Source organism: Sporolactobacillus nakayamae, assembly GCF_900113325.1.
Classification (GTDB): Bacteria; Bacillota; Bacilli; order Bacillales; family Sporolactobacillaceae; genus Sporolactobacillus; species Sporolactobacillus nakayamae.
The window spans coordinates 153,098-175,833 of the sequence record NZ_FOOY01000007.1 but is presented as its reverse complement, the minus strand read 5'-3'; the positions used below and the strand labels follow the sequence as shown (position 1 = coordinate 175,833).

Below are 22,736 nucleotides of genomic sequence, written 5' to 3'. Positions count from 1 at the left end.
GACGGCTGTGCTTCCCTTTCCTGAAGCCTACAGGCACCGTCTGCGCACGACCAACGGGATGGAGCGCCTGAATGAGGAATTCCGCCGCAGGGAGCGCGTCATCCGGATATTCCCCAACCGGGAGTCTGTGATCCGCCTCATGGGTTCTGTCCTCATGGAAATGAATGAAAAATGGCTGGAGGGCCGCCGTTATTTGGACATGACAAATTATGCGGAGTGGAAGGCACAGAAGCTCCAAAAACAGAATCAAAAATCGAAAGTGACATCTATTTACCAAAACTAACGCCCTATTCCAGCTGAGATGAATTTACACATAAAAAAGGACTTGATCCTTTAAATCCTCCTTATCTCGTTTTTCTCATTCTATATAAAAGTACCCTATAGGGTAAGCTTTTTCAAAGTGTCTACTCTATAGGGTACAGTTTAATTCTGTCGACTGGTTTATTTTTGTAAATTGAGGATTTTCTGCTTATCTGATTCAAATTGTGAAAAGTCATTGTTTTTCCATCGATTTAGAATTTTATTGTAAACATTTTTATGCTTTAGCCCCATTTTGTCCATTGACACCGCATATAACAGCCATCTGACACGTTGTTTTGTGATTTTCTTCTTATCTGAAGCCATGTAAAGAATATATTTCTGTGCCTTCTTATCATCTATGTGAGCACGATTGATTAATTCGTCCCCGAACGGATTCGGTGCTTGAATTCCATCTATGCCCTTTTGTTCGGCATCTTCAGCCTCTTTCCCGCCTCTACTAATCATTTCATTATACGTACTAAGTGCTTCATCTTCTGTTATTTGATCACCATTTTCCGTATAGACTTCCTGAGGTTGTACAGACACAGCTGGGACACCTTTATATTCCTGTTTCTTACTTGTATCCCATGGGCTGAAAAAAAACAATGTCAAACCCCCAGCGACAATAACAAAAATCACAAATACCACGATTTTCATCTGTCCACACCCCTTTTAATTTACAATATCGGAAGTGTTTTCATTTTGCAATATGTCTGCCACGAATAATTACAAAAACGACCGTTCCACTATACTTGAATACGACAAAGTGGAATTTATACACTACAACGAAGATGAAAACAACAGTGAACTTAATGACTTGTTGAATGACGGAACGAATTACATCGGTTCTGTTTACAGCAGACGAAAGCACAGTTCGGTTTGTATTTGAAAAAGATTACGAAAAGTACCAAGTCAATCAACACTCTTTGAGGCAACTTGACGTATTGGCAGCAAGGATGGTGAAAAACGTTGAACAAATCTTCTTTCTATAATTGGCCATCAAACGTTGACAATCTTAGGAGCGACCGTAATCGTCGAATTGAACGAACCACCAGATAATCAAAGGGTTCAAAAAATGGATAAACCGAAAAGAATCGAAATGATGCCTAACCCTCTCTTTTATAATTGTGAGTAACGATCAATGAATTCATAGTTGTCTTCACAGACAGTGTTTTCCTTGACTAAAAAAACAAGAGCTACAGTTTCGCGATCATAATCGTGGTTTTCTTCAGTTTCAAAAATTACGTTGACTTTCTCGTCATCATTCATAAGCATACCTTCGATCAAAAAGTTTACCTTCTTGTTAGAATGTTTCCATTAATGCTCTTAGTATCGTTTTTCAACAAAAAGGTTAAGATGCACATTATCCTGCAACAATTTTTTACTAGTAGCGCTCCCTAAAAGAGAACGCTTGTTCTCTTTTTGTTCTATTATAAATAAACTCAGCTCAAATTGCAATGAGCTGAGTTCGCATAAGTAATCAAATCTTCATTATCTTGGCAATCATTCCAATTTTGAATGATTCTTGAAACTGATTTCTTGGCTATTTAATTTATTTTTATGAACGGTTTGAATCCGGCGTTCTCCGCCTTCTTCACTAGTAAATCTGCGTTTTTTCGATCTTTAAATGCACCAATTTGAACCGAATAAGTTGTTGTCCTATTTATTTCTTCACTTGTTTCATTTTTTCTTGTGGCACCAACAATACTTGCCAAACCTTTGGCATACGCATGAGCAATGTCATTCAAAAATGTAGGATTCTTTAAATGATTTGCGTCAGCCAGTGTATCAATGAATAAGGTTTCAGCAAGTACAGCTCGCATCTTTGTTTCACGAAGCACCGCATAATTCGCTTTCTTTTTACCTCGATCTACAAGATTGTATTTTTTCAACACTGGAAGAACTGCATTATGGAGATTTGCACGAGCGTTGTCCGTAATACTACCTATTGATAATTGATCATAAATATAATCCTCGTACCCCATTCCACCACCTGCGTTGACATGAATAGAAAAGAAATAATCAGCATTTTCCTTATTTGCCAGATCCGCACGTTTAGACAACGCAACAAACGTATCCGTTGTTCTCGTCATGTTCACGACTATGTTACTATAGTCATTTTCAAGGATATTGCGAATTTGTTTTGCGAGAGAAAGGGTAATATCTTTTTCTTTGAGTCCATTCCCGACAGCTCCACTATCCTTACCGCCATGACCTGCATCCAGATGAATGATCATATCATAACCCCCCAGACTTTTAAAAAATTGATTAACCAATGTTTGATCTGAATTTGCCAAAGGAATCCTCTGCTCTTTGGACAAGTTTACGAACCTTGGGATCATAGTTGCTCCCCTCATGTGTCACTTGTGCCAGATCACTTCCTTCATACCCTTGGCTAAGTGAGTTAATGATTTTCGCATAGCGAGCATTCTTTGCAGCAAACAATTGAAGCAGCTCAGTTAGTTCATGATCTGCTAGATAGGTTTCCTCTGTACTCGGATGATCTGTTATGATGAAATCGATCAAACTTGCTGACGAATCGCCATTAGCGTCATTAATACTTTTATCAAGGGAATCCCAGCGTGCCTTAGCATATGATCGACCATCCTTTTCATTTACATCTCGTGTTTCATAGTGACGCCAGACCGTAGCTTCAGCAATTCGAAAGCGATAAGAAATTAATGACTTTATTCGGCCTTTGTGTGAATCAAATGATTTAACGGTTTCCCACAAGGACAAATTAAATGCTGAAATAAAATCTTCTTTTGGAATTGAAAGGCGGAATTGACTTGCTCTGCGAACAGCATTTCCTGCACAGGTTCCAATATACTTTTTTAATAAAATGAATATTTTCTCAAACAACCGTTCCTTTATTTCTTTATCGCTCGCTTCGGCGTACTGATCTACCAAGGTATCGACAGTTAACCACAATTTATTATTTGATGTTCTCATCAGTGACTCAACTCCCCAAGTATGAAATTCCGATTTATCGGTTCCATCTTGTTGTGTTGACTCATTCACATTTTTTGTGACACAAGTAAACATGTATATTAAAATATTAGTTAACATCATTTATATAATAATAAGCACACAAACAGAAAAGATGCGCTCACTCAAAACAGGTTAATTATTAAATATTAGTTAACTTTATAACAGTATATTACACCATAAATAATATGTATAAGCTGAATGACCATGCCAAATGACGATATTCGTTCAGCATCCACCTATTATTGCAAATCTGAATTATGGTGAATAAAGCTCATGATTTAATGAATTATCTCAGCATGATCAGTTTAATTCTTGCGCCATAATTCTAATAAATTTTTGTACACTTTTAGTTCTTCTGAACTCATCTCTTTCTCTGCTCTAGTTAAAAGATCTGAAAATAGTTCTGCACCATCCATTCGTTTAATCGTTGACAAAGCTCGGAACCGGTCCACATTTACTTGATCTACTCGTATTGCAAAAGGTCTTTTAGCCACATATATCTCTCCTGTCTCAATAATGCTCATTTATATCACTACATTATACCTTTCTTGTTAAAAAGTAAACTTGTAAACATGATACTCATAATGAATATTGGGACTTTAACGGCTGCCTTGTAACCCCCAAAAAATCTAGGTGTCACTTTTACTAAAAAGCAGAGACACTTTATTGCACAAGCTATCTTAATTTAATCACTATCTTATGATCATTTGTCATTTATTCTTAGGATGATAAATGAATCTCGATAGTTTCCAAAAAAGGAGTGATCGAATCATTGACAGATATTTTAATTGCGGAGGCAACCAAGCAAGGATTGTGGGCCATTTTATACATTACTCTATATTTTTACACCTTACGTGAAGGACGAAGACAACAAACTATTTCTGCCACACGTGAAGATAATCTTCGTGCCGAAGCCAGTGTGCTTCGCAAAGAAGGTATTGAGCGAGAAGCTAAGCTAACTGACTTTATCAATAATATGGCGGAACAATTTGAACGACTTGCAACTCAGTATGAAATAATGGCCGCCGATGTTCAAGAAATTCGTATTGATCTTGAACGTAAGGTCAACAGAACAGAGCTCAAATAATTTTTGGGGAGGGAATGAATATGTTTCAACTCGTTGTTATCGTGGCGCTTGTCACTGGTTTAGGCCAGGTGATGAAGCAATATGTACCATCCAAAATCATGCCTGCAATTTCGTTGGCGATTGGCCTTGCAGCAGGGTTCACATTTACTGCAGGAACCATTCAGGAACATATATTCAATGGAATTGCTATCGGGCTTGCAGCAAGTGGGCTTTTTGATGTATCCAAAATACCTGTTAAAAACAAAAACTGATTCAATTTGGGGATCAGTTTTTGTTTTTGCTTAAAGCTTAAAGATGAAATTTTGTTCTAGGTGGTTGTTACAATGGGTACAAAGACTGGGAGCTAGCCCCAAATATTGACCTAGATCCAATATGGAATTATATCTTTTCCTTATACAGATATACAGAGATTCTCGTTGCTAGAATAATTATTTATCACTAAATTTGTTTCATTATATCAATTGACTATGACAATAACATGATTAGTGGGTTTTCACTTGTTTATTTGTCGAGTAGGGCAGTGATTCACATCATCTGCCCCCTCACAGAACCGTGCGTGCGCTATTTACGCACACGGCTCTTCTTGTTCATGATTCACAAAATATAACTCAAATCTGTTCGAAGATCATAGATGTTCACCTTAACTCGCGGTCGCGGCACCGTATAGCGTTGGACCAGAAGATTGAACCTCTCCCATGTGAAGGAACGTTTCTGGCTCCTTCTGTTTAGCCATTTGTAAAGCAACCGCATCACCTGCAATCGAAAAGCATTCACAGTCGGCAGATTGTCCGTGACACAATAATAGTTGTAGTAACCGATCAGGGAGCGCTTAATCCGGTCCATGATGAAGTCCATCTCTTTTGTTCGGTGAGCTTTTAGCCACTGCGCGTGGGCTTTGAGTTTGGCGCATACTTTCTTTCGACTACTTTTCCGCTTAACTCGAAAGTGTTCACTTTTACTCCGCCCACAGTAGTGGGTGAACCCCAGGAAGTCAAAGGTCTTTGACTTCCTGTTTTCATTTTGTCTGGCATTTTCCCAAGCAAAACGTCCAAAAGGAATAATCCTCGCTTTTTCCTCTGCTAGTGTCCAATTGAACTGACCAATTCGCTGCTTGAGTTCGCGATAGAATCGCTCCGCTTCCTGTTTATACTGAAAGCAACACACAAAGTCATCAGCATAGCGCACCAAGTAGGCCTGTCCCTGACACTGCTTCTTCACCACTTTCATAAACCATAGATCAATACATAGTGAAGATAGATGTTGGCCAGGATCGGCGAGATCAGGCCGCCTTGCGGCGTCCCTTTTTCGCTTGCGTACCACGTCCCCTTCTCCATGTATCCAGCCTTCAGGAAACGCGCGATGAGTCTGAGTAGACTTGGATCATTAATGCGATGATTTAAGAAACGCATCATCCATTGGTGATCCACATGATCGAAGAAACCTTTGATGTCTACATCAACGATGTAGTTCGTATACCGTTTTTCGATGTAGACATTGAGCACTTTAAGCGCATCATGACAACTTCTATTTGGGCGAAAGCCAAAGGAGCAGTCAAGAAAATCCTGTTCATAGATGGCATTGAGGATTTTCGCAAGCCCTCGTTGTATGATTCTATCTTCATAGGCGGGGAATACCAAGTGCTCTCTTCTTCTTTGTTCCCGGTTTGTCAATGTAGGTTCGACGAACGGGGAGCGGCCGATAACTTTTCTGCTTTAGTCGCTTAACCAAACCAGCGAGATGTTCATTTAGGTGTTCTTGATACATCGCTTTGGTTATCCGATCGACACCCGTTGCCTTATTTCCCAGCAACTCTCGGTGACAGATCTTCAGTTTCTCTTCACTCAGTAAATGCGCCAGTGACGTGAACTTCATCTTCGGGTTTTCCTTCGCTAATTCTGCTATTCTTACCAGTTTTGTGTTCATCTTTACTGCACCTCCGTGTGTGCCGATGTGTCCCGGATAAGATTCATGAACAAGAGAAACACCTTTCCTCGACTGGCATTACCCAGCGTCATGAGTACTATGTGTTTCCTCCGACTTCCCAGTAGACATTTAGCGTCCTCACATTTGATTGCTTGGTTCGCTATACTTTCGTTCGAAAGATCCGCTGGGATCTCCCGAGTTGCCGTCCCTTATCAATGCTCAGCGTGCCATGGTCTCAGACCTCGGGGAGCCCCCAATCCTCTTGCCCTATCGATAATTGGGGTGTTGCCTTCTGGAAGTATAACGCCATCGGCGTTCCCATTTTCATAAGTTTTCGAGGCTCAATCCCTTCAACCACATGGCTTACGGCCCACTGGCTCGCTGTCTACGCTTAAAAACTAACGTTACCCTTAGTTCTCCAAGACTCGCTACGGATGAGTGGCTAATTCTTTTCCGACGGGATTCCCACCCGCTATAAGGCACGACCTTGCTCGGTCGCTCTATACTTTTTACTCAAATCATGGATCAAGCTTCTAAGATGTGTAATATCTTTTGCCTCTTTACCATTTCTAATGATATATATAGCAGCTTGTTTTACAGAGAGCATATCCCTTTGTAGTGATTTATTTGTTGTCCTCTTAGAAAAATAATTAGGATATACAATGCATGACGCCAGTGCTGGATCATTATATTCCCACCCAATCCTTATCCGTCATAGCTATAAAATTGTAAAAAGAGCTGAATTCGGGATTCTTCACTTCAAGATTCTCATCTACTGAAACCTGATCATTAGCATCACTTTGCGCCTTTGAACCCGTATCGCTCACAGGCTGATTTGTTTCAGATCTTTTCACATGAGCCGAGTCATTTTTGTTTGTGGAATTATTTTGACTAGACGATGACAAGGAAAATAAAAAGTAACGCAAGATTAAGCGACAACTTTATACGCATAACTCTTTAATTCACCTCTTTTATTAGTTCTAAAACACAACATCTTAAAAATTATTTTACAATACAAATATTGAAACACAAAGACAATTAATCTATTATGTGAACAAGGGGAGGGAGATCGAGTGAAAGTAATGCGGGCAGTTACATTAGGATCATTGATAGTGGTAGTTGCCAGTGCGGGATTTGTTTTTGCAAATAATCTGCTTGTCATGAATCAAAAAAAAGTCTATGGACACACGCAAAAAAGACAGAATCATCAAAAATCATCTGTTGAACAATTGAAATCGACTTCAAATGAATCTCTGTCGATGACCCCATCAGATATGGGATTGACTCCAGAACAATATGCGGAAAAATATCCTTCAAAAGATCTCTCGAGTGAAGAAAGTAAAAAGGGACTTGATGTAATACAGAATCCGAATCCCTTCGGTGACGAATACAAAAATCGTGGAATTGTCGACGACAGCGATATTCAGCGGTACATACTACGAATGGTCCGCGACAAGAATGAAATATCCTACAAACGTATTGATTGGTTGCTGTCAGCTATAATGCTTGATAAAATGGGTCTGAAACATAAAAATGTTTACAATAAAGTGTTGAAACGATGGAAGGCAAATGATTTTTCTCAACTTCAGATAGATCAAAGGACAATCGAAAATCTGCAAATATATTGAAAGACAGCCGCTCATTCAGCGTCTGTCTCCTTTCTCATATTTACTCATTTTCGTGATATTATACCCTATCTTCACTGGCTATTTCCAATAATGGAAACTTTTTAACCCATAGTGTTCATCGTGCCAAAAAACGAAGAAACGGGGAATTCCTGACGATCATGTTGTTCTTCTATACAGCGAAATTCATTCTAGCATCTCCATATGTCTTCGTACCATTTAAATGAATTCCGGCCATTTTTGTCGATGTCCAAGGTTGCGTCCAACGAATCCATGTTATACGTTCTCTCCAGTGTGTTCACAAAAGACTGCCACGAAATGATCAGCCGTAAATTTTGATGAACTGATCAATTCGCATCTTCATTTACCCTATTTAGATTTAAACCACATTTGGACGTTCCAAATTTAGAGGCAATGCCAGTTTCATTTCATGTCGACTTACGAACCCATGTCGAAATTTTTCTGCACGCAAATGGACGAATCAGATGCCGTCCATTTGCAAAAACATGTCATTTTGTGTTGATTTTATAATCGTTCGGACGATAATCAAAATCGGGATCTAATAAATAATACTTGCCACCACCAACATCGTGAAAATGACCACTTGTGTCCCACCAGCCGCTAAAACTCTTGTGCGCTGTTCCATCATATGCGGTATTTTTAAAATTGTTGAGTTCACTCGGCGTGTATCCGTAACCGTATTTGATTTCTACAATAGAACCGGCTGGGATAATGCCTTTATAGGAATAAGCGATGTCATAAATATAATAATAATTGCAGTCGTGACGCAACGTATATTTTGAACCGATTCCGTCCCTTGACGACCAACTATCTCCATAGACTGAACGGTTCATTGCGCTAAGTCTATACAGACCCCAACTATCATTGTCATTCATATATCCACCATATCTACCTTGTGAATCCGGATACCATACAGTACCACTTCCACCGTTTTCTGATACTTTCCATACTTTATTAGTGTTGTCAAAATGCTTGAATGACGCACTATCATACGCAGGATTTACAATACCTGTCATATAATAATACTTTCCACTACTCGCATTACCAGGATCATCACCATTATGCGAAACATAAACCCACATCATAATCGTCTCCTTGTTTTTTAGAATGAACACGACTTACGTCGTTTGTATTCCCCGATGTTTAGACAATCGACACAATTACGCATCATCTGTTCATGTGAACCAGCATGGATAAAAGCTGATTTATCGATGAATTAAACTTTGCCCCTATGTTATTTCCTCCTTGTGTTTTTTCGGTTACGATAAGATCTGTTGATTTCATATAGAATTCTGTGACTTGTTATTTACTTTTTTTAAATCACACATGCTTTACATTCACCAAGATTATTAACCAAGTAAAGTTTTCTAGTTGGTAAAGTTCACCTATTTTTAGCAGAATCGGATGTGAATCAGCAGTATTGTTGAAACTGTAATTCTTCATGTTCCCTTTTTTCAATTACATGGTCATTTCTTGATATCTATACCAGTCGATCAAACGTTGCAGTTAGATGTCTATCCTATTAGCAAATTGCTAGTATATTTCCAATATCGAGCTGCAGTTTATGCCTATTCATTGTTTTAAAAAACTCATGAATGCTCCCGCGCTTTCTGATTTTTGTGTCACAGATCATTTGCCTCAAACAACATATTTTTATACCAAAAGACAAGGAGGATGTACATGAAATGTTATGTATTTGATGCGCCAAAAGGTGAAGATCGTTGGGTGGAATCCTATTTTACTGTCGGTGCTAAGTTCAGAGTCAGAGGAGGACAAATTGTTTTTAAAAAGAAAGATGCGGATGAATACATGCCAACAATTTTCAGCGTTTATGATTTACACAATGATTATCCATCTGACAACTACCCCGATTTTGACTGTCAGTTTTATGATGCGTCAAAAGACATCTACTACAATGGTTCTACACGGATTTATCCGTTGGACATGTTCAACCGTTGGCAACACAATATGGGATACGATGGTGGTTCAAAGTATGATGTAAATGAAAATGTTGAAGTCTATAATTCATCTGGAAACTTGATTCAAATTCTTGAACCCGATGTCCATCAAGCCGTTGTAGGTAATGGTTATGGTAACACGTCAATGGATGGGCATCCTCATGACCGGATATCTATTTCAGGATGGTATCGAATTTCTACGGGAGAGTTTATTAATCAGCATGCGTGGATTGACCATGACCCTACGCAATATCCTTCCGAGCATGGTTTGGATACGTGGTAATGTCAACAACGAAAGACGTCCAAAGGACGTCTTTTTGCGTTAAACTGGATATGTTGTAATAGGGAACGAGAAATTTCGCGTGATTTTAACAGTGAAATATGAACCCGAATAGACAAGTAATTGGGACAATAATTTATTTATAGATTTTCAATAACTTTACGCTCCTGCTGAATCTGCGAAAAGTCATAGCTTTCCCTCCACTTTTTCAAAATAGAAGTATAAACCTTTCGATGTTTCAATCTGGACTTATCAAGAAATACAGCATAGGATAACCACTCAACACGCTGGCGGGTGCGTTCCTTCGGATTGTCTATCAACCGTAATAAATATTTTTGTGCTATTTCATCAGTAACTTTAGCACGATTGATATTTTTGTCGCCGAATGGATTTGGTGCTCGCAGTCCATCAATTCCAATATTTTCATACTTTGATTGATTTTTAAAATAAATAGCATTTGCCTCATCTTCGGTCATGACGTTTCCATCAGATTCCGAGCGATCATATTTATACGAATCCGGAGACTTGACCTCTACATTACCTAATGCATGTGCGTTAGATAGCGCATAGATCGCTCGCTGCGCGTTCTTTTTCGTTGTTGCGAGCTTTTTTTCATACTGATCGGACTTTTTCATGCTATTAGAATAGTTAATAATAAGAAAAATGTTTGCAGTTAGACTGATTGCAAGGATGACAAAAGCAATTAAATTTACTTTCTTCATACAATTGTACTCCTCTCATTAATATTCCATTTAGAAAATGAGTATTGAATAATACCTTAATCTCCCTATTCGAACATACCGACTCGTCACTATTTTCTTCACATCGTTTAAATTGTTCTCCTGTTTCATATTAACTGCTTCAAATATTTAGCACAAGCTCAATCGCTGTCTTAGCCCACCTCGATATCTAGCTGTTTACATAGCTTGGAATAATAATTGGCAGTGTCCTGATAGTTTAAATTGATAAACAGCTGTAGGCGTTCTTCTAGTTTCGTTCCAGACTCTTTGCCTAACAAATTATTCGCTATGTGCTCCAGGGTCTCACTGATGAGTTGATTATACAGATCATGGTGTTTCATCGTATAGTTTTGCGAAATCTGACAATAGTTCAAGGCCATATTGAACTCATGATTCATTAATGCCATTTCAGCTAGATTATTAAATAATACGGGTATTTTATATTCACTGGGGTGAGACGACTCATATTTGGCATAGTTAATCTGGCCGTTATGTCGAATAAAATCGACTAGTCCCAACATATTTAAGCGCTTATGTTCGAGGCGAAGCGACTGTTTCGCAACACTCACTGTAAATTCTGTTTCCAGAAATGCTGCGAGCTCATCAACTTTACTTTCTGTTGAGAGATCATTCGCACGTTGACTATAATAGTCCTCAAAAAAGAGACCGTTCTGATGAAGTTCGCGTTCAAATTCTTCCAAAGATAATCCTAATCTGTAAACAAGCATAATCATTTTGTCATAGGTTGGGTAGTAGTTAAGATCAATGGTTGGTCACGAAAAGGTTCTAATGGTTGTTTTAGGTGCAATCGTTTTTGATAAGGAGCATCGTGTGCTAATGCAAAGACGTTCGGATAATGGGCAATGGGGTTTCTCAGGCGGATTTATGGAATTGGGAGAAAATATTCAGGATACAGCTAGGAGAGAAGTTTATGAAGAGACGGGGCTTAAATTAGGAAAGCTTGAACTCCTTAGTATTCATTCAGGTCCACAGTATGACAAAACTTTTCCTAATGGCAACCAAGTTTCATTGGTTCTTATTTCTTTCACGTGCACGGACTATACAGGTGAATTCATTGAGCAAAACGAAAAGTCACTGCAAAATAAGTTTTTTTCCTTGAAGCATTACCCGACAATCTATTTACGGAACATAGGATGTTAGTTAACGCGATTCTTTCAAACAAACCTCATCCCATTATTGGATAGCTAACACTATAGAACCTAATTTCAGCACAACCTATCCAAAAAATAAGCGGACACCTGCCTGCATACAGAGGCGCCACTTATTGTGCTTTTCTCGAGTAACTATACGATTAATATCCTCGCTTATTTGCCTTTTCAATGCCCTCACTTACATCCATAATGCCTCATTGCCGTGCCTTCTTCGCGAGGCCAACGATTGATTCAAAGAACGCATCGGCGTTCACCTCATAAACAATCTCAACTCCACGTCCATCCTCGGATTCTTCAATTCGTCCTTGGCTCGGCTCTTCCGTATGGACGATTGTACGCACCTTTTTCGTATGTACCAGATCGGGATTTCCTGCAGCCATTGTCGTCAGAACGTCCCACAGATAATACGTCGAATTGGTTTCAAAATGAACGAGCGGCGGCACCGCCGCGTAGCATTGGCCGAGAAAGTCGATGCCGGTATATTTTCGTAGCGACGCCCACTGATTGCGAATCGGCACGGTCAAAGGCACTTGATTGGTACTCTCGAGTGCGACCATGCGCACAGGAATACTGCTGCGCCAAATCCGAGCCACGGCTTCCGGATCCCAGAATGCGTTCCATTCTGCTGTCCCGTCATGCTCCGGCTCCTGCACGTTGCCCACAGGATTCAACGTACCGCCCATCCAAATCAACTGTTCGATTTTCTCCTCAATATCGGGAGCAAAGTCGAGAGCACGCGCGACATCGGTTAATGGTCCGGTGCACAGGAGTGTTGTTTTTCCCGTACTTTCCTTGACCGTTTGTGCTAAATGCTCATGCGCGGGCAGCGTACTCAGCGGCGTTTCTACTTTTCCCGATTCATTTAATAGAGGCAGTGCATCAACGAAAAACGGATGCATGCGCCATTCTTTTGGAAACGGGTTATGCCCGCGTGAATTTGATCGTGCGACCTCACCGGACTTTCTTCCAAAGCGATCAATGATTTTGCGGCTTGCCTCAATGCCCGGCGTTAAATAGCCGTCAGCAGGAATGACCGATACACCAGTGACCTCCACCTGATCCATTTGCAGTAATAAAAATAAGGATACAAGGTCATCAATCCCCGCATCATGATTAAAATAAACATTCATCCGTTCCATTGCAACATCCGTCCTTCACGATCAATTTTATCTCCCATTTAAAATAACAGATTATGTAAAGAACGTGCAATTAAAAAAGTATGGATCACATCCTTGCTTTGGATGCTGATTTTCATGCATTGAACTCTAGTTTTCGTGCATTGGGTCATGATTTCCGTGCATTGTCTTGGCTCTGAATCGCGTTCATGCATTGGGTCACTTTTTTATGCATTAAACTCTAGCTTTCTTGCATTGAGGCGCACGCAGATGCCCTGTTCGCGCGGCGGGCACCTCAATTATGCATAGTCGCAATTCAAATTTTCCCAGCAGCCTCCTGCTGACATGATCTGTCGCCTTTGAAGTGGTAAGATAGGAACAGATAATTAAGGAGAAACAAACAGCTGACTCATTCATTAGCAAATATTAATTAATGTGGTACATTGCATACACCCTATAAAGGAAGTGCTTATACCCTTTCCATGTTCTTAGTCATCGGACATACGGACGTCGCAAGTACAAGAAGAAATAGAAAATGATAACAATCTTCACTAATGGAGTTGAAGGAAGGTGATCAAAACACATAAAATTAAACTATACCCTAACGCAACCATGAAGCGTCACATTGACCATTTGTTCAATTACCGTAGATATTGTTGGAACTTAGCTCTTGAAACATGGAACACTCTGTATGAATTACATTTGATTGACAAAGAAAATAATAAAAAGCCTAATGAGTACGCTGTGCGAAATGAATTAGTCGCACACAAAGAAGATTGGCAGTTTGGATTATCCGCCAGAGTCTTGCAACAATCCGTAGCATCATTAAGCAAGGCTTGGAAGAACTTTTTTAATCCACAGATGCCTCACCATGACCGGCCGAAATTCAAGTCAAAGAAGTTGAGCAAAAAATCATTTACTACGGATCGAGCGAAGATTAATAACGGTAAATTAATACTCGATAAGCCTAGAGACAGGAATGTCACCTGGTATGGCATTAAGATGGCAGAATCACCACGATTTGAAGGACAAATAAAGATGGCTACAGTTGTCGAAGAAGCAGATGGGCTATACGCATGTCTTAGCATTGACACGAACGACAATGAGTTAAGTGAAGGTAAAGATGTTGCAGGTGTTGATGTAAATATTGGACACTTCAATTACAATGATGGTAAGACCATTGACACATTGCCCAATCGTTTAATTAAGTTATATGAACGCATCACGCATTATCAAAGACTTCTCGCTCGAAAAAGAGTCTCGAATCCGAATCAGTTCAGAAGTAATAATTATCGTAAAGTGAGAACCAAACTTAAACGATCGTACCAAAGAATTGCTCGGATTCAAGAAGATCTTTTAAAGAAGTTTGTCTCTCAATTAAGCACGGATTATCACACGATCTGTATTGAAGACTTGGACGTCAATCGGATGAAGATGAATAAGCGTCTAGCGAAGAACATTCACCGTTCCATGTTTCGGAAATTTAGAGATATGATCCAATACAAAAGTGAATGGATGGGTAATCGCTTCGTTGTGGCGGATCGTTATTACCCGAGTACACAACGATGCTCGCATTGCAGTCATGTTAAAACAGGAGCAGATAAAATGACATTGCAAGGCGACACCATCTATCACGAGCATCATACGTACCGTTGTTATGAATGCGGAACTGTGATGAATCGTGATGAAAATGCAGTCACTAATCTGATCCACTACGCAGTAGGGCTTACTACTGAGGGTGCACAATCCACCTAAGAGGGTTCGAGAGTTGGTCCATGTGATAAGGTGTCTTCACCCATTCAGAATACCAATGATGACAGGACTGACTAAAATGGAAGATATACAAATATAATGATGTGTATCTGAGTGAATACATTATAGAAAGCAGGCTGACCCTTTTGAAAGAAGATCTGATTAAACGTTTCACTTCATATGTAAAAGTTAATACACAATCCGATGATGACAGCCCGAGTTGCCCATCAACACCCGGACAACTGACGCTCGCTCGCCAGCTGGTTGCTGAACTGAAAAGCATCGGCATGCAGGAAGTCACGATGGATGAGAACGGCTACGTCATGGCCACCTTACCGGCAAATACCGATAAGGATGCTCCTGTTGTCGGTTTTATGGCACATGTTGATACGGCTACCGATTTCACCGGCGATGGGGTTAACCCGCAATTTGTCGAAAACTATGACGGCGGAGATATTGTCTTAAATAAGGAACAGAACATCGTCCTCAGCCCGAAAACATTCCCGGAACTGCTGAATTATAAAGGACACTTGCTGATCACGACGGATGGCACAACGCTTCTTGGCGCCGACGATAAATCAGGTGTTACGGAAATCATGACTGCGATGGATTACCTGATTCAGCATCCCGAAATTAAGCATGGCAAAGTACGCGTTGCCCTCACTCCCGATGAAGAAATTGGCCGCGGACCTCATAAATTCGATGTCAAAGCATTTGGAGCGTCATTTGCTTACACGGTTGATGGTGGCGCGCTTGGCGGACTTGAATACGAGAATTTCAATGCCGCAGAAGCGAAACTGATTTTTAAGGGCAGCAACGTCCATCCAGGATCCGCGAAGAACAAAATGCTCAGTTCAATCAAGATGGCCGTTGATTTTCAAAACCAGCTGCCTCCTGAAGAAGCTCCGGAATTCACCGATGGATACGAAGGCTTCTACCATCCGCTGACCTTCACCGGAGACGTGGAACAGACCAAAGTCGTTTACATCATTCGCGATTTCGACAAACAAAAATTCGAAGCGAAAAAAGCATTCGTCCAAGAAACCGTAAAGAAACTTGAGCAAAAATACGGCGAAGGCACGATTGAGCTTCAGTTAAAAGATCAATACTACAACATGAAAGAAATTGTCGAACAACATAAAGAAGTCTTTGATGTCGCATACCAGGCGATGAAAAACCTCGACATTGAGCCTCAAGTTTTGCCGATCCGCGGCGGTACCGACGGAGCACAGATCTCTTATATGGGGCTCCCGACACCGAACCTGTTCACAGGCGGTGAAAACTTCCATGGTAAATTCGAGTACATCTCGGTCAACGACATGATCAAAGCGACCAAGACCATTGTCGAGATTGCACGACTATTTGAAGAACAAGCATAAATGAACTGAATGAACGGCAAACCCCTGAATCTGTTTACAAGGATTCAGGGGTTTTATTTACTCAAAATCACCGCAATTTTGCACGCCTATAGAGCAAAAAAGACACGATGAACGCTATAACGAGCAGTGGAACAGCGTAAATCTGTCCGATCAGCAGCTTCCAAAAGAAATAATTATACGCGGGATCCGATGCCGGAATCAGCGTACTCAGCAGCGAAAGGACAAGATACGCAACGAGCGGATACAGCCAATAGCTCATCTAAGGGAACACCTCACAAATTCTCGTCAATAACCCTATTTGGGTAATTAATCAATCTACTTCATAGGATTAACTTAACACATCAAGCGGCGCAGCAAACCGTATAAATCACGCACTGCACCGTATTTTTTATACGGCATCGCGCATGTTTTCATACGTGGTCCCGCATTTTACACAATCTTCCCGCGTTTGACCAATGTTTCCTTAACAGAGTGGATATCACGAACATTGTATTTCGCCATGAACACATAGCACAGCGCGGACGGTATAAGCGGAAGCTGCAGGATACTCATTGTTAAAATATAGTCTTTGGGGCTGTGAAGGTAGATCGAAATAATTGCAAGCACAGCGCCCATTCCAAGGTTGCCAACCGTCCTCCCGAGGCTGTTCGCCAGATTGGCAATACTGAACACGGTGCCGCGATGCTCCGGCAGATTCACATCAGTAATCAGAGCCAGCCAATTCGGTGTGTTGGCTGATTGCGCAGCTGAGGCGAACAATGAGATGACAAAAAGCGACAGAATCCAAGGATTGGTAAACAGCTGTCCAATTAAACTGAAAAACAAAGTAACCGAATTTGTTGTATTCGGGAGTGATAATTGATCGATTGGAAAAATAAATAATAATATATAAAGAGGCATGGTCAAGAAAACAAACACAGCCGTGAGAAGCGCACGTGCTTTGTAGCTTCTTCTTTGAAGCACATCACCTAAATAGCCGAAAAAGGAGGATAATGTGCCGCCAATCTGAAAAATACCGAACAGAAACGCCGCGACAATCATCGCTATTTTCGTCCCATAACCAAGCTCTTCAATTCGTGATATGTAAAGCGTAGGCAGCCAAATCAGGCTTCCGGTGGCAATATTCATGAAAAAGCCTTGGAGAAAAAGGAGCAGATTGCTTCTTTTCCCAAGCATATTCATAATTTGGTTTAACCCGATCCTGTAGGTGTATTTCATACCGCGGTCCATTAATAATTTCAGTTCGGGTTCCGCACTTCCGAAGCGCGGCTCTTCTACAAAAAAGTAGAAGACAATCAGGAGCAGTCCGATCATTGCCAGTATTTCAAAAGGTGTCCTCCAGTTGGACATGGTTGAAATAATCGACGCAATCAACGCGCCGGCGATCCCGCCAAATCCTTGAGACATGCCCCAAAGGCTCAGTACCATGCCTCTTGAATGATAGGGGACGTAATCGGTCAAAGCGCTGAACCCGATGGATGCGATGCAGCCCAGCCCGATACCGGTAAGTATTTGACAGACGAGCAAGTGGATATACGAACCACTAAGCGCAGTCAAGTAAACACCAACAACCCAAATTAAAGTACCAATCATGACCAGACGCTTACGGTGATACTTTCCAGACAAATAGCCCCAAAACAGTGAGGAAAAAGCAGTCGCCAGAATATTAATCGCTGAAATGACGCCCATGGACGAGATTGCCACATGCAAATCATGCGATATGTTGGAAAACAGCGGCGGGAACAACCCAATAACAATATTGTCAAACGCCGCCAGACTGACGTAGACGGATATGGCATACACAGTTTTAAATTTCTGAAGTGACATACAAACGTAATCTCCTTAAGTTTATGTTGCGCAATAGTAAGCTTTTTGTTACGATTGTTCAATAACTTCCAAAAAAAATTGTTTCTTGTCCCAGTTTAGCATACAATATAGGGTAGACAGAAGAGACTGCTTATCTAGCGAGTCAGTCCAATTGTTAGAGAAAGGATATCTTCGATGATCAAAAATATACTCATCATTTCTTCAAATTACACCGGACACGGCCACAAAAGCATTACAGAATCGCTTAGTGAAAAGTTCGATATCGTTCCGGATGTAAACATTCACGTAATCGATGGTTTCTCATTAGGCGGCAATACATTGCTTAAAGTTGGCAAAATGTATGGACCGATCACTAGGAACTCCGAACATCTCTGGAAAGTTATTTGGGATATCACTTCCGTTAAGGTGCCATTTGTTAATCATTTGATTGAGGCAAAAATTCGGACCAATTTTCTAGCACTGCTTGATAAAGTTAAGCCTGATCTCATTTTGACCGTTCATCCGAATTTTAACGGTTCAATCCTTAATATTCTCGAAAAAAATGATATCCATATACCTTTCGTCACACTAATCGCTGATCTGATCAGCATTACACCGCTTTGGGCGGACAGCCGCGCCGATTATATCATCAGCCCGACCAAAGAAGCCAAAGACAAATGTATTGAATTTGGTGTTCCGGCGGGCAAAATCAAGGTTTTAGGATTTCCTGTCCGTGAGCGCTTTAATAATCAGCTGCGAAAAGATGCAGATCACTATTCACCCAACAAGCCGCTTAATTGCTTGATTATGAGCGGCGGAGAAGGCGTCGGCCACATGGGTAAAATGGCTAAAACATTGATTGAAACATTTGGTTTCAATATTACCATTGTAGCCGGAAGAAACGAAAAATTACAAGCACACCTAAAAAAAACGCTCGTTAAAAAATATGGCGATAAAGTCACCATTTACGGTTTCACCCGTAATATTCAGGACTTGATCGCCCACTCTGATATCGCGTTTATCCGAAGCAGTCCAAATGTGATGATGGAGGCAGTTTCCTGCAACACACCTATTGTAATCACAGGCGCACTGCCGGGACAAGAAGCAGGCAACCCAAGATTCGCAGAAAAATACCATTTGGCAATTACCTGTAACTCGATGAACAACCTTGTACCGACGATTAATGAGTTATTGGAAAATAACGTCGCAATGCTGAAGGAAATTAAAAAGTCACAGCAACAATATGTTGATCCACAGATTTCCGAGAACATTGTGAACTTTATTTTGAACATTCCCAGCGAAAGCCTTCAGCCGGCGGGAGTCGCGCGCGATGTTTCCTTCAATAACATTAACTACGAATCATAAACGTTTAGCAAAGCGGTGGAAAAACCTTGATGGTTTTTCCACCGCTTTTTATTATATTCACGCCTATGTCACCCTCATCATTGTAAAAATTTTTGCATTTGCTGTACAATAATGAAAGAAACTTCCACATAACATGGCCAATAGACAAATTGTGATATTAGGAGTGAGATTTATGAAAAAAATACTAGCTCCTGTCGTTGGAACCTTAGGTGCTGGTGTCATTATTCTTTCCGGCATGTCCCATTTCGCTCACGCCGACAATCCCTTTTCCCTTTCCCAGTCTTCATCAAATGCCTCATCCTCATCTACGCCTGCGCAGACCAATTCAGCGGTTCACATCCCTGATGTAAAGACGCTTGGTTTGGTTGCCATTAATTATCGACTTTTTCATCTGGATCAGCTGGCAAGTAATCAGATCGCTTTTTGGATTGAGGATGAAAAAGGTCATTATGTCAAGACACTGCGCGCCTCAAGTTTCACAGCCGGAGGCGGTTATAAAATGCGTTCCGAAGCTCTTCCCGAGTGGCGCAAGGCATCAAACTGGGCTCATGCATCCAAATCCGAAATCAATCAAGTCAAGCTGCCGGAACAAGCAGCCGGCAACCATACTGTCTATTGGGATTGTACTGATGCTGCGGGAAAAGCTGTGAAACCCGGCAAGTATGTCTTTAAAGTTGAAGGAAATATTTACTGGCAGAATCGCGTGGTATACACCGGCAAGATTACTATTGGAAAGAATAATGCGGAATCCACTGCTCAGGCCTCTTATAAACCGGCAGCTGCTAAATCGCACGGCAAATTGCTTGAGAATGTGCGTGCAGAATTTGACTCTGGTAAACGTATTGCCTCAGTAAAACAAGATTCCACAACAAGTACACAGGGTTCATAATCATGCTCGAATTTCACAGTCGCCACATGAATACCAACATAAGCATCTCCGGCCTTAACGCGCCGGACGCATCTAGAGTTTTTAAATGGATGTCTTCTTTGGAACATCAATTTTCCAGGTTCCTACCTTGTAGTGAATTGAGCCATGTCAACCGAAGCGTTGGGAACATCACACATGTGTCACGGCAATTCGCAGAACTTTTATATGAAGCACTCCGCTTCTACCAAGAAACAGATGGCATTTTTAATCCATTTCTCGGCAACATCATGCGCAAGATCGGCTATGACCGCTCCTTTGAGCAAATGGACAAACGGAATGCCCACCGTGAGCCGTTGCCATTAACGGCTGACCAGACAACCTTTACATTCGACCTTGAACAATGCTCCATCACATTACCTTGTGGGAGTGCCTTGGATTTTGGCGGCATCGCAAAAGGTTGGGCTGTTCAGAAAGCAGCCGTGAATCTTATTGGGCAGGGACGACCTTACGGGCTGATTAATGCAGGCGGAGATCTCATGTGTTGGAACGGCGCAACGCCCACTGAGCCTTGGGTCATTAATGTCACTCATCCTTATTCAGATGATCAAACGATTGGAAAACTCATCTTCCATAGTGGACAATGGGGCGCAGCCACAAGCAGCAAAATTAAGCGAAGCTGGAGTGATGGCCGCCATCGTTTTCATCATCTGATTGATCCGAGGACCGCCCTACCCTCAGAATCTGATATCATTCAAGCCACTGTTATCGGGCCCGCCCTTCTTCCATGCGAAATCTATGCGAAATGCCTGATGATTATGGGCAGCCGGGAAGGGTCGAAATGGTTGGAGGCAAGGCATCCGGATCTTGCCTATTTGTTCATTGATAAGGACGGCCACGTAATCGTCTCGTCGAATCTAAAGAATCTGTGCAGCTATAAAAATTTCCCAGGAAAAATATCCTTTCCACCAAATAAGGAGAGATGAACTGTGGAACATAAACACAAACTGTTAAAATGGACAATTGGACTAGCTTTGATTCTAGTAATCTGCTTCTTTATTGAGCTTGCGCACCGGACAAACATTCTTCCGGCATCCACGCCTACGTGGCTGACGGTCCGCGTGCTTGGAATCACGGCATATGTTCTGCTTTTCTTCGGTATCTGTCTTGGAATTACAGCAGGTATGCCGATTTGGAAAGGGCGCAAACCCGCGCGTGATTTGCTATTGAGCATTCATTTCTTTTTCAACACAACCGGCGTGTTTGTCGCGATGCTTCATCCGCTGCTTCTTGTCATTGATCCATATGTTCCTTTCTCTTGGATGCAATTGCTTATTCCATTTACAGCACCGCGTGAACCGTTTCTTTACGGACTCGGAACACTCACCCTTTACGGATTGTTGTTCGTCTTGCTGACGACTGATTTGAAGAAAAAAATGCCGGTCAAGCTGTGGAAAAGCTTTCATCTGATCTCTTATATACTGTTTCTTTTGGCGCTCACCCATGGCATAATGGGAGGAACAGATTCAAGCAATATCATCATTTTTTCCATGTACGTTGTCACATTTGTCAGTGTGCTCGCACTCATGATCGTACAAATCCAAATGGTCAGTGCATTGAAGAAAAAGGCATTGAATAAGCAGCATCTGACAGAGCACAATATTCGGCAGTGAATGGAAAGGGATCCCTATGAACAATTATCTGCTGTATTTGGTCGTTTCTTGCTTCTTGGTTTTGCTGCCCGGACCAGACATGGCACTGGCGACACGAAACACAATCGCAACCGGGCGAACAGCCGGACTATGCACTATTTTCGGCACTTCTACAGCACTTTTAATTCATACCACTGCTGCAGCGCTTGGTCTATCCACTTTGCTGCTTCATTCGGCAGTGCTGTTTTCAGCTTTCAAATACATCGGAGCGCTTTATCTTGCCTATCTCGGTATTCGAACATTATTGAGTCTGAGAAAACACCCTGAAGATCATGCAATGGCGCAAAAACCCTTGAGGCAAAAAGTTGTCTCAAAACACATCAGCTATTTTCAAGGTTTCTTCACAAATCTGACAAATCCTAAAGTCGCTGTTTTCTTTCTTACCTTTCTACCACAATTTATTCGAACGGATAATCAATCAATTATTCCATTTTTCATCCTCGGAATTTCGCAGATCGCGATCAATTTATTTTTGCTCAGCATGTATGTATTGCTCGTTGAATCAGTCACGTATTGGATGCAGCGACCAAATGTGCAGCGCGTTATTCAGGGGGTGACCGGCTGCATTTTAATCGGCTTCAGTGTTCAACTGGTCTTACTCAAACATCGTTAAATAGGGAACTTATTCATTTGAAGAATATGGGC

At 41.2% G+C, this 22,736-nt stretch carries 27 protein-coding genes; 13 read left to right on the top strand and 14 right to left on the bottom strand.

Annotated features, from left to right (window positions below):
- A partial coding sequence (locus BM003_RS06305; RefSeq protein ID WP_177184667.1) for a transposase occupies positions 1 to 283 on the top strand: 283 nt, incomplete at its 5' end.
- Between the two features lie 158 nt (positions 284 to 441).
- On the opposite strand, the gene BM003_RS06300 is transcribed toward BM003_RS06305, so the two are convergent.
- The 5 genes from BM003_RS06300 to BM003_RS06285 all read right to left on the bottom strand — a co-directional run bounded on the left by BM003_RS06300 (position 442) and on the right by BM003_RS06285 (position 3,785).
- The gene (locus tag BM003_RS06300) at positions 442 to 957 is read right to left on the bottom strand and encodes a DUF6241 domain-containing protein (RefSeq protein WP_093671234.1); all 516 of its coding nucleotides are present in this window, start codon (positions 955 to 957) and stop codon (positions 442 to 444) included.
- A gap of 462 nt (positions 958 to 1,419) precedes the next feature.
- Positions 1,420 to 1,587 carry a hypothetical protein gene (locus BM003_RS17570; protein WP_177184666.1) on the bottom strand — a complete coding sequence of 56 codons (168 nt, stop codon included), beginning with the start codon at positions 1,585 to 1,587 and terminating at the stop codon, positions 1,420 to 1,422.
- 260 nt (positions 1,588 to 1,847) lie between these two features.
- Complete coding sequence (locus BM003_RS06295; RefSeq protein ID WP_093671242.1) at positions 1,848 to 2,537, bottom strand: N-acetylmuramoyl-L-alanine amidase; 690 nt, start codon at positions 2,535 to 2,537, stop codon at positions 1,848 to 1,850.
- Between the two features lie 31 nt (positions 2,538 to 2,568).
- On the bottom strand, positions 2,569 to 3,252 hold the full coding sequence (gene bacL2, locus BM003_RS06290; protein WP_093671232.1) for a BacL2 family protein: 684 nt from the start codon (positions 3,250 to 3,252) through the stop codon (positions 2,569 to 2,571).
- Between the two features lie 344 nt (positions 3,253 to 3,596).
- Positions 3,597 to 3,785 (bottom strand): hypothetical protein, encoded by a 189-nt coding sequence (locus BM003_RS06285; RefSeq protein WP_093671230.1) that lies wholly within the window; start codon positions 3,783 to 3,785, stop codon positions 3,597 to 3,599.
- Positions 3,786 to 4,063: 278 nt separating this feature from the next.
- Here BM003_RS06285 and BM003_RS06280 point away from each other — a divergent pair, with 278 nt between their 5' ends.
- The gene (locus BM003_RS06280; RefSeq protein WP_177184665.1) at positions 4,064 to 4,378 is read left to right on the top strand and encodes a BhlA/UviB family holin-like peptide; all 315 of its coding nucleotides are present in this window, start codon (positions 4,064 to 4,066) and stop codon (positions 4,376 to 4,378) included.
- A gap of 20 nt (positions 4,379 to 4,398) precedes the next feature.
- Entirely contained in the window at positions 4,399 to 4,629 is a 231-nt protein-coding gene (locus BM003_RS06275; RefSeq protein WP_093671226.1) for a hypothetical protein, read from the top strand.
- A gap of 343 nt (positions 4,630 to 4,972) precedes the next feature.
- Here the strand turns inward: BM003_RS06275 and BM003_RS18080 are convergent, their stop codons facing one another.
- Genes BM003_RS18080 through BM003_RS17920 form a run of 3 tightly spaced genes read right to left on the bottom strand, consistent with a single transcriptional unit; the run spans position 4,973 to position 6,301 of the window.
- The gene (locus BM003_RS18080) at positions 4,973 to 5,605 is read right to left on the bottom strand and encodes a reverse transcriptase domain-containing protein (RefSeq protein WP_281242873.1); all 633 of its coding nucleotides are present in this window, start codon (positions 5,603 to 5,605) and stop codon (positions 4,973 to 4,975) included.
- Positions 5,602 to 6,015, bottom strand: a complete 414-nt coding sequence (locus tag BM003_RS18075; protein ID WP_281242872.1) for a reverse transcriptase domain-containing protein — start codon at positions 6,013 to 6,015, stop codon at positions 5,602 to 5,604. Before BM003_RS18075 ends, BM003_RS18080 begins: the two co-directional genes overlap by 4 nt.
- Positions 5,996 to 6,301, bottom strand: a complete 306-nt coding sequence (locus BM003_RS17920; protein ID WP_245734086.1) for a reverse transcriptase family protein — start codon at positions 6,299 to 6,301, stop codon at positions 5,996 to 5,998. The genes BM003_RS18075 and BM003_RS17920 overlap by 20 nt, the downstream gene beginning before the upstream one ends.
- Positions 6,302 to 7,383: 1,082 nt before the next feature.
- Between BM003_RS17920 and BM003_RS06265 the strand changes: the two genes are divergently transcribed.
- Positions 7,384 to 7,929 (top strand): DUF6241 domain-containing protein, encoded by a 546-nt coding sequence (locus BM003_RS06265; protein WP_245734097.1) that lies wholly within the window; start codon positions 7,384 to 7,386, stop codon positions 7,927 to 7,929.
- Between the two features lie 506 nt (positions 7,930 to 8,435).
- On the opposite strand, the gene BM003_RS06260 is transcribed toward BM003_RS06265, so the two are convergent.
- Positions 8,436 to 9,029, bottom strand: a complete 594-nt coding sequence (locus BM003_RS06260) for a hypothetical protein (protein WP_093671222.1) — start codon at positions 9,027 to 9,029, stop codon at positions 8,436 to 8,438.
- A gap of 598 nt (positions 9,030 to 9,627) precedes the next feature.
- Between BM003_RS06260 and BM003_RS06255 the strand changes: the two genes are divergently transcribed.
- The gene (locus tag BM003_RS06255; protein ID WP_093671220.1) at positions 9,628 to 10,188 is read left to right on the top strand and encodes a hypothetical protein; all 561 of its coding nucleotides are present in this window, start codon (positions 9,628 to 9,630) and stop codon (positions 10,186 to 10,188) included.
- Positions 10,189 to 10,325: 137 nt separating this feature from the next.
- Here the strand turns inward: BM003_RS06255 and BM003_RS06250 are convergent, their stop codons facing one another.
- Both BM003_RS06250 and BM003_RS06245 read right to left on the bottom strand, forming a co-directional pair.
- A complete protein-coding gene (locus BM003_RS06250; RefSeq protein WP_093671218.1) occupies positions 10,326 to 10,907 on the bottom strand; it encodes a hypothetical protein in 582 nt (193 codons plus the stop codon).
- A gap of 170 nt (positions 10,908 to 11,077) precedes the next feature.
- Positions 11,078 to 11,626: a hypothetical protein gene (locus BM003_RS06245; protein ID WP_093671216.1), complete on the bottom strand. Its 549-nt coding sequence runs from the start codon at positions 11,624 to 11,626 to the stop codon at positions 11,078 to 11,080.
- A 64-nt stretch (positions 11,627 to 11,690) separates the two neighbouring features.
- Here BM003_RS06245 and BM003_RS06240 point away from each other — a divergent pair, with 64 nt between their 5' ends.
- On the top strand, positions 11,691 to 12,086 hold the full coding sequence (locus BM003_RS06240; protein ID WP_093671214.1) for an NUDIX domain-containing protein: 396 nt from the start codon (positions 11,691 to 11,693) through the stop codon (positions 12,084 to 12,086).
- A gap of 205 nt (positions 12,087 to 12,291) precedes the next feature.
- Here the strand turns inward: BM003_RS06240 and BM003_RS06235 are convergent, their stop codons facing one another.
- Entirely contained in the window at positions 12,292 to 13,236 is a 945-nt protein-coding gene (locus BM003_RS06235) for a nucleoside hydrolase (RefSeq protein WP_093671212.1), read from the bottom strand.
- A 546-nt stretch (positions 13,237 to 13,782) separates the two neighbouring features.
- On the opposite strand from BM003_RS06235, the gene BM003_RS06230 reads away from it, so the two are divergent.
- Together BM003_RS06230 and pepT are read left to right on the top strand one after the other, a co-directional pair.
- Positions 13,783 to 14,967, top strand: coding sequence for an RNA-guided endonuclease InsQ/TnpB family protein (locus tag BM003_RS06230; protein WP_093671210.1), 1,185 nt, complete (start codon positions 13,783 to 13,785; stop codon positions 14,965 to 14,967).
- A 143-nt stretch (positions 14,968 to 15,110) separates the two neighbouring features.
- Positions 15,111 to 16,343, top strand: coding sequence for a peptidase T (gene pepT / locus BM003_RS06225; RefSeq protein ID WP_093671208.1), 1,233 nt, complete (start codon positions 15,111 to 15,113; stop codon positions 16,341 to 16,343).
- A 67-nt stretch (positions 16,344 to 16,410) separates the two neighbouring features.
- Here the strand turns inward: pepT and BM003_RS06220 are convergent, their stop codons facing one another.
- Positions 16,411 to 16,602 carry a DUF4017 family protein gene (locus BM003_RS06220; RefSeq protein WP_093671206.1) on the bottom strand — a complete coding sequence of 64 codons (192 nt, stop codon included), beginning with the start codon at positions 16,600 to 16,602 and terminating at the stop codon, positions 16,411 to 16,413.
- A 170-nt stretch (positions 16,603 to 16,772) separates the two neighbouring features.
- A complete protein-coding gene (locus BM003_RS06215; RefSeq protein WP_093671204.1) occupies positions 16,773 to 18,170 on the bottom strand; it encodes an MFS transporter in 1,398 nt (465 codons plus the stop codon).
- Between the two features lie 174 nt (positions 18,171 to 18,344).
- On the opposite strand from BM003_RS06215, the gene BM003_RS06210 reads away from it, so the two are divergent.
- From BM003_RS06210 to BM003_RS06190, 5 genes are all read left to right on the top strand, one after another.
- On the top strand, positions 18,345 to 19,514 hold the full coding sequence (locus BM003_RS06210; protein ID WP_093671202.1) for an MGDG synthase family glycosyltransferase: 1,170 nt from the start codon (positions 18,345 to 18,347) through the stop codon (positions 19,512 to 19,514).
- Positions 19,515 to 19,686: 172 nt separating this feature from the next.
- Positions 19,687 to 20,403, top strand: a complete 717-nt coding sequence (locus BM003_RS06205; RefSeq protein WP_093671200.1) for a DUF2271 domain-containing protein — start codon at positions 19,687 to 19,689, stop codon at positions 20,401 to 20,403.
- A gap of 2 nt (positions 20,404 to 20,405) precedes the next feature.
- The gene (locus BM003_RS06200; protein ID WP_245734085.1) at positions 20,406 to 21,365 is read left to right on the top strand and encodes an FAD:protein FMN transferase; all 960 of its coding nucleotides are present in this window, start codon (positions 20,406 to 20,408) and stop codon (positions 21,363 to 21,365) included.
- Between the two features lie 3 nt (positions 21,366 to 21,368).
- Complete coding sequence (locus BM003_RS06195) at positions 21,369 to 22,052, top strand: hypothetical protein (RefSeq protein WP_093671196.1); 684 nt, start codon at positions 21,369 to 21,371, stop codon at positions 22,050 to 22,052.
- A 16-nt stretch (positions 22,053 to 22,068) separates the two neighbouring features.
- Positions 22,069 to 22,704, top strand: a complete 636-nt coding sequence (locus BM003_RS06190; protein ID WP_093671194.1) for a LysE family translocator — start codon at positions 22,069 to 22,071, stop codon at positions 22,702 to 22,704.
- Positions 22,705 to 22,736: the final 32 nt, after the last annotated feature.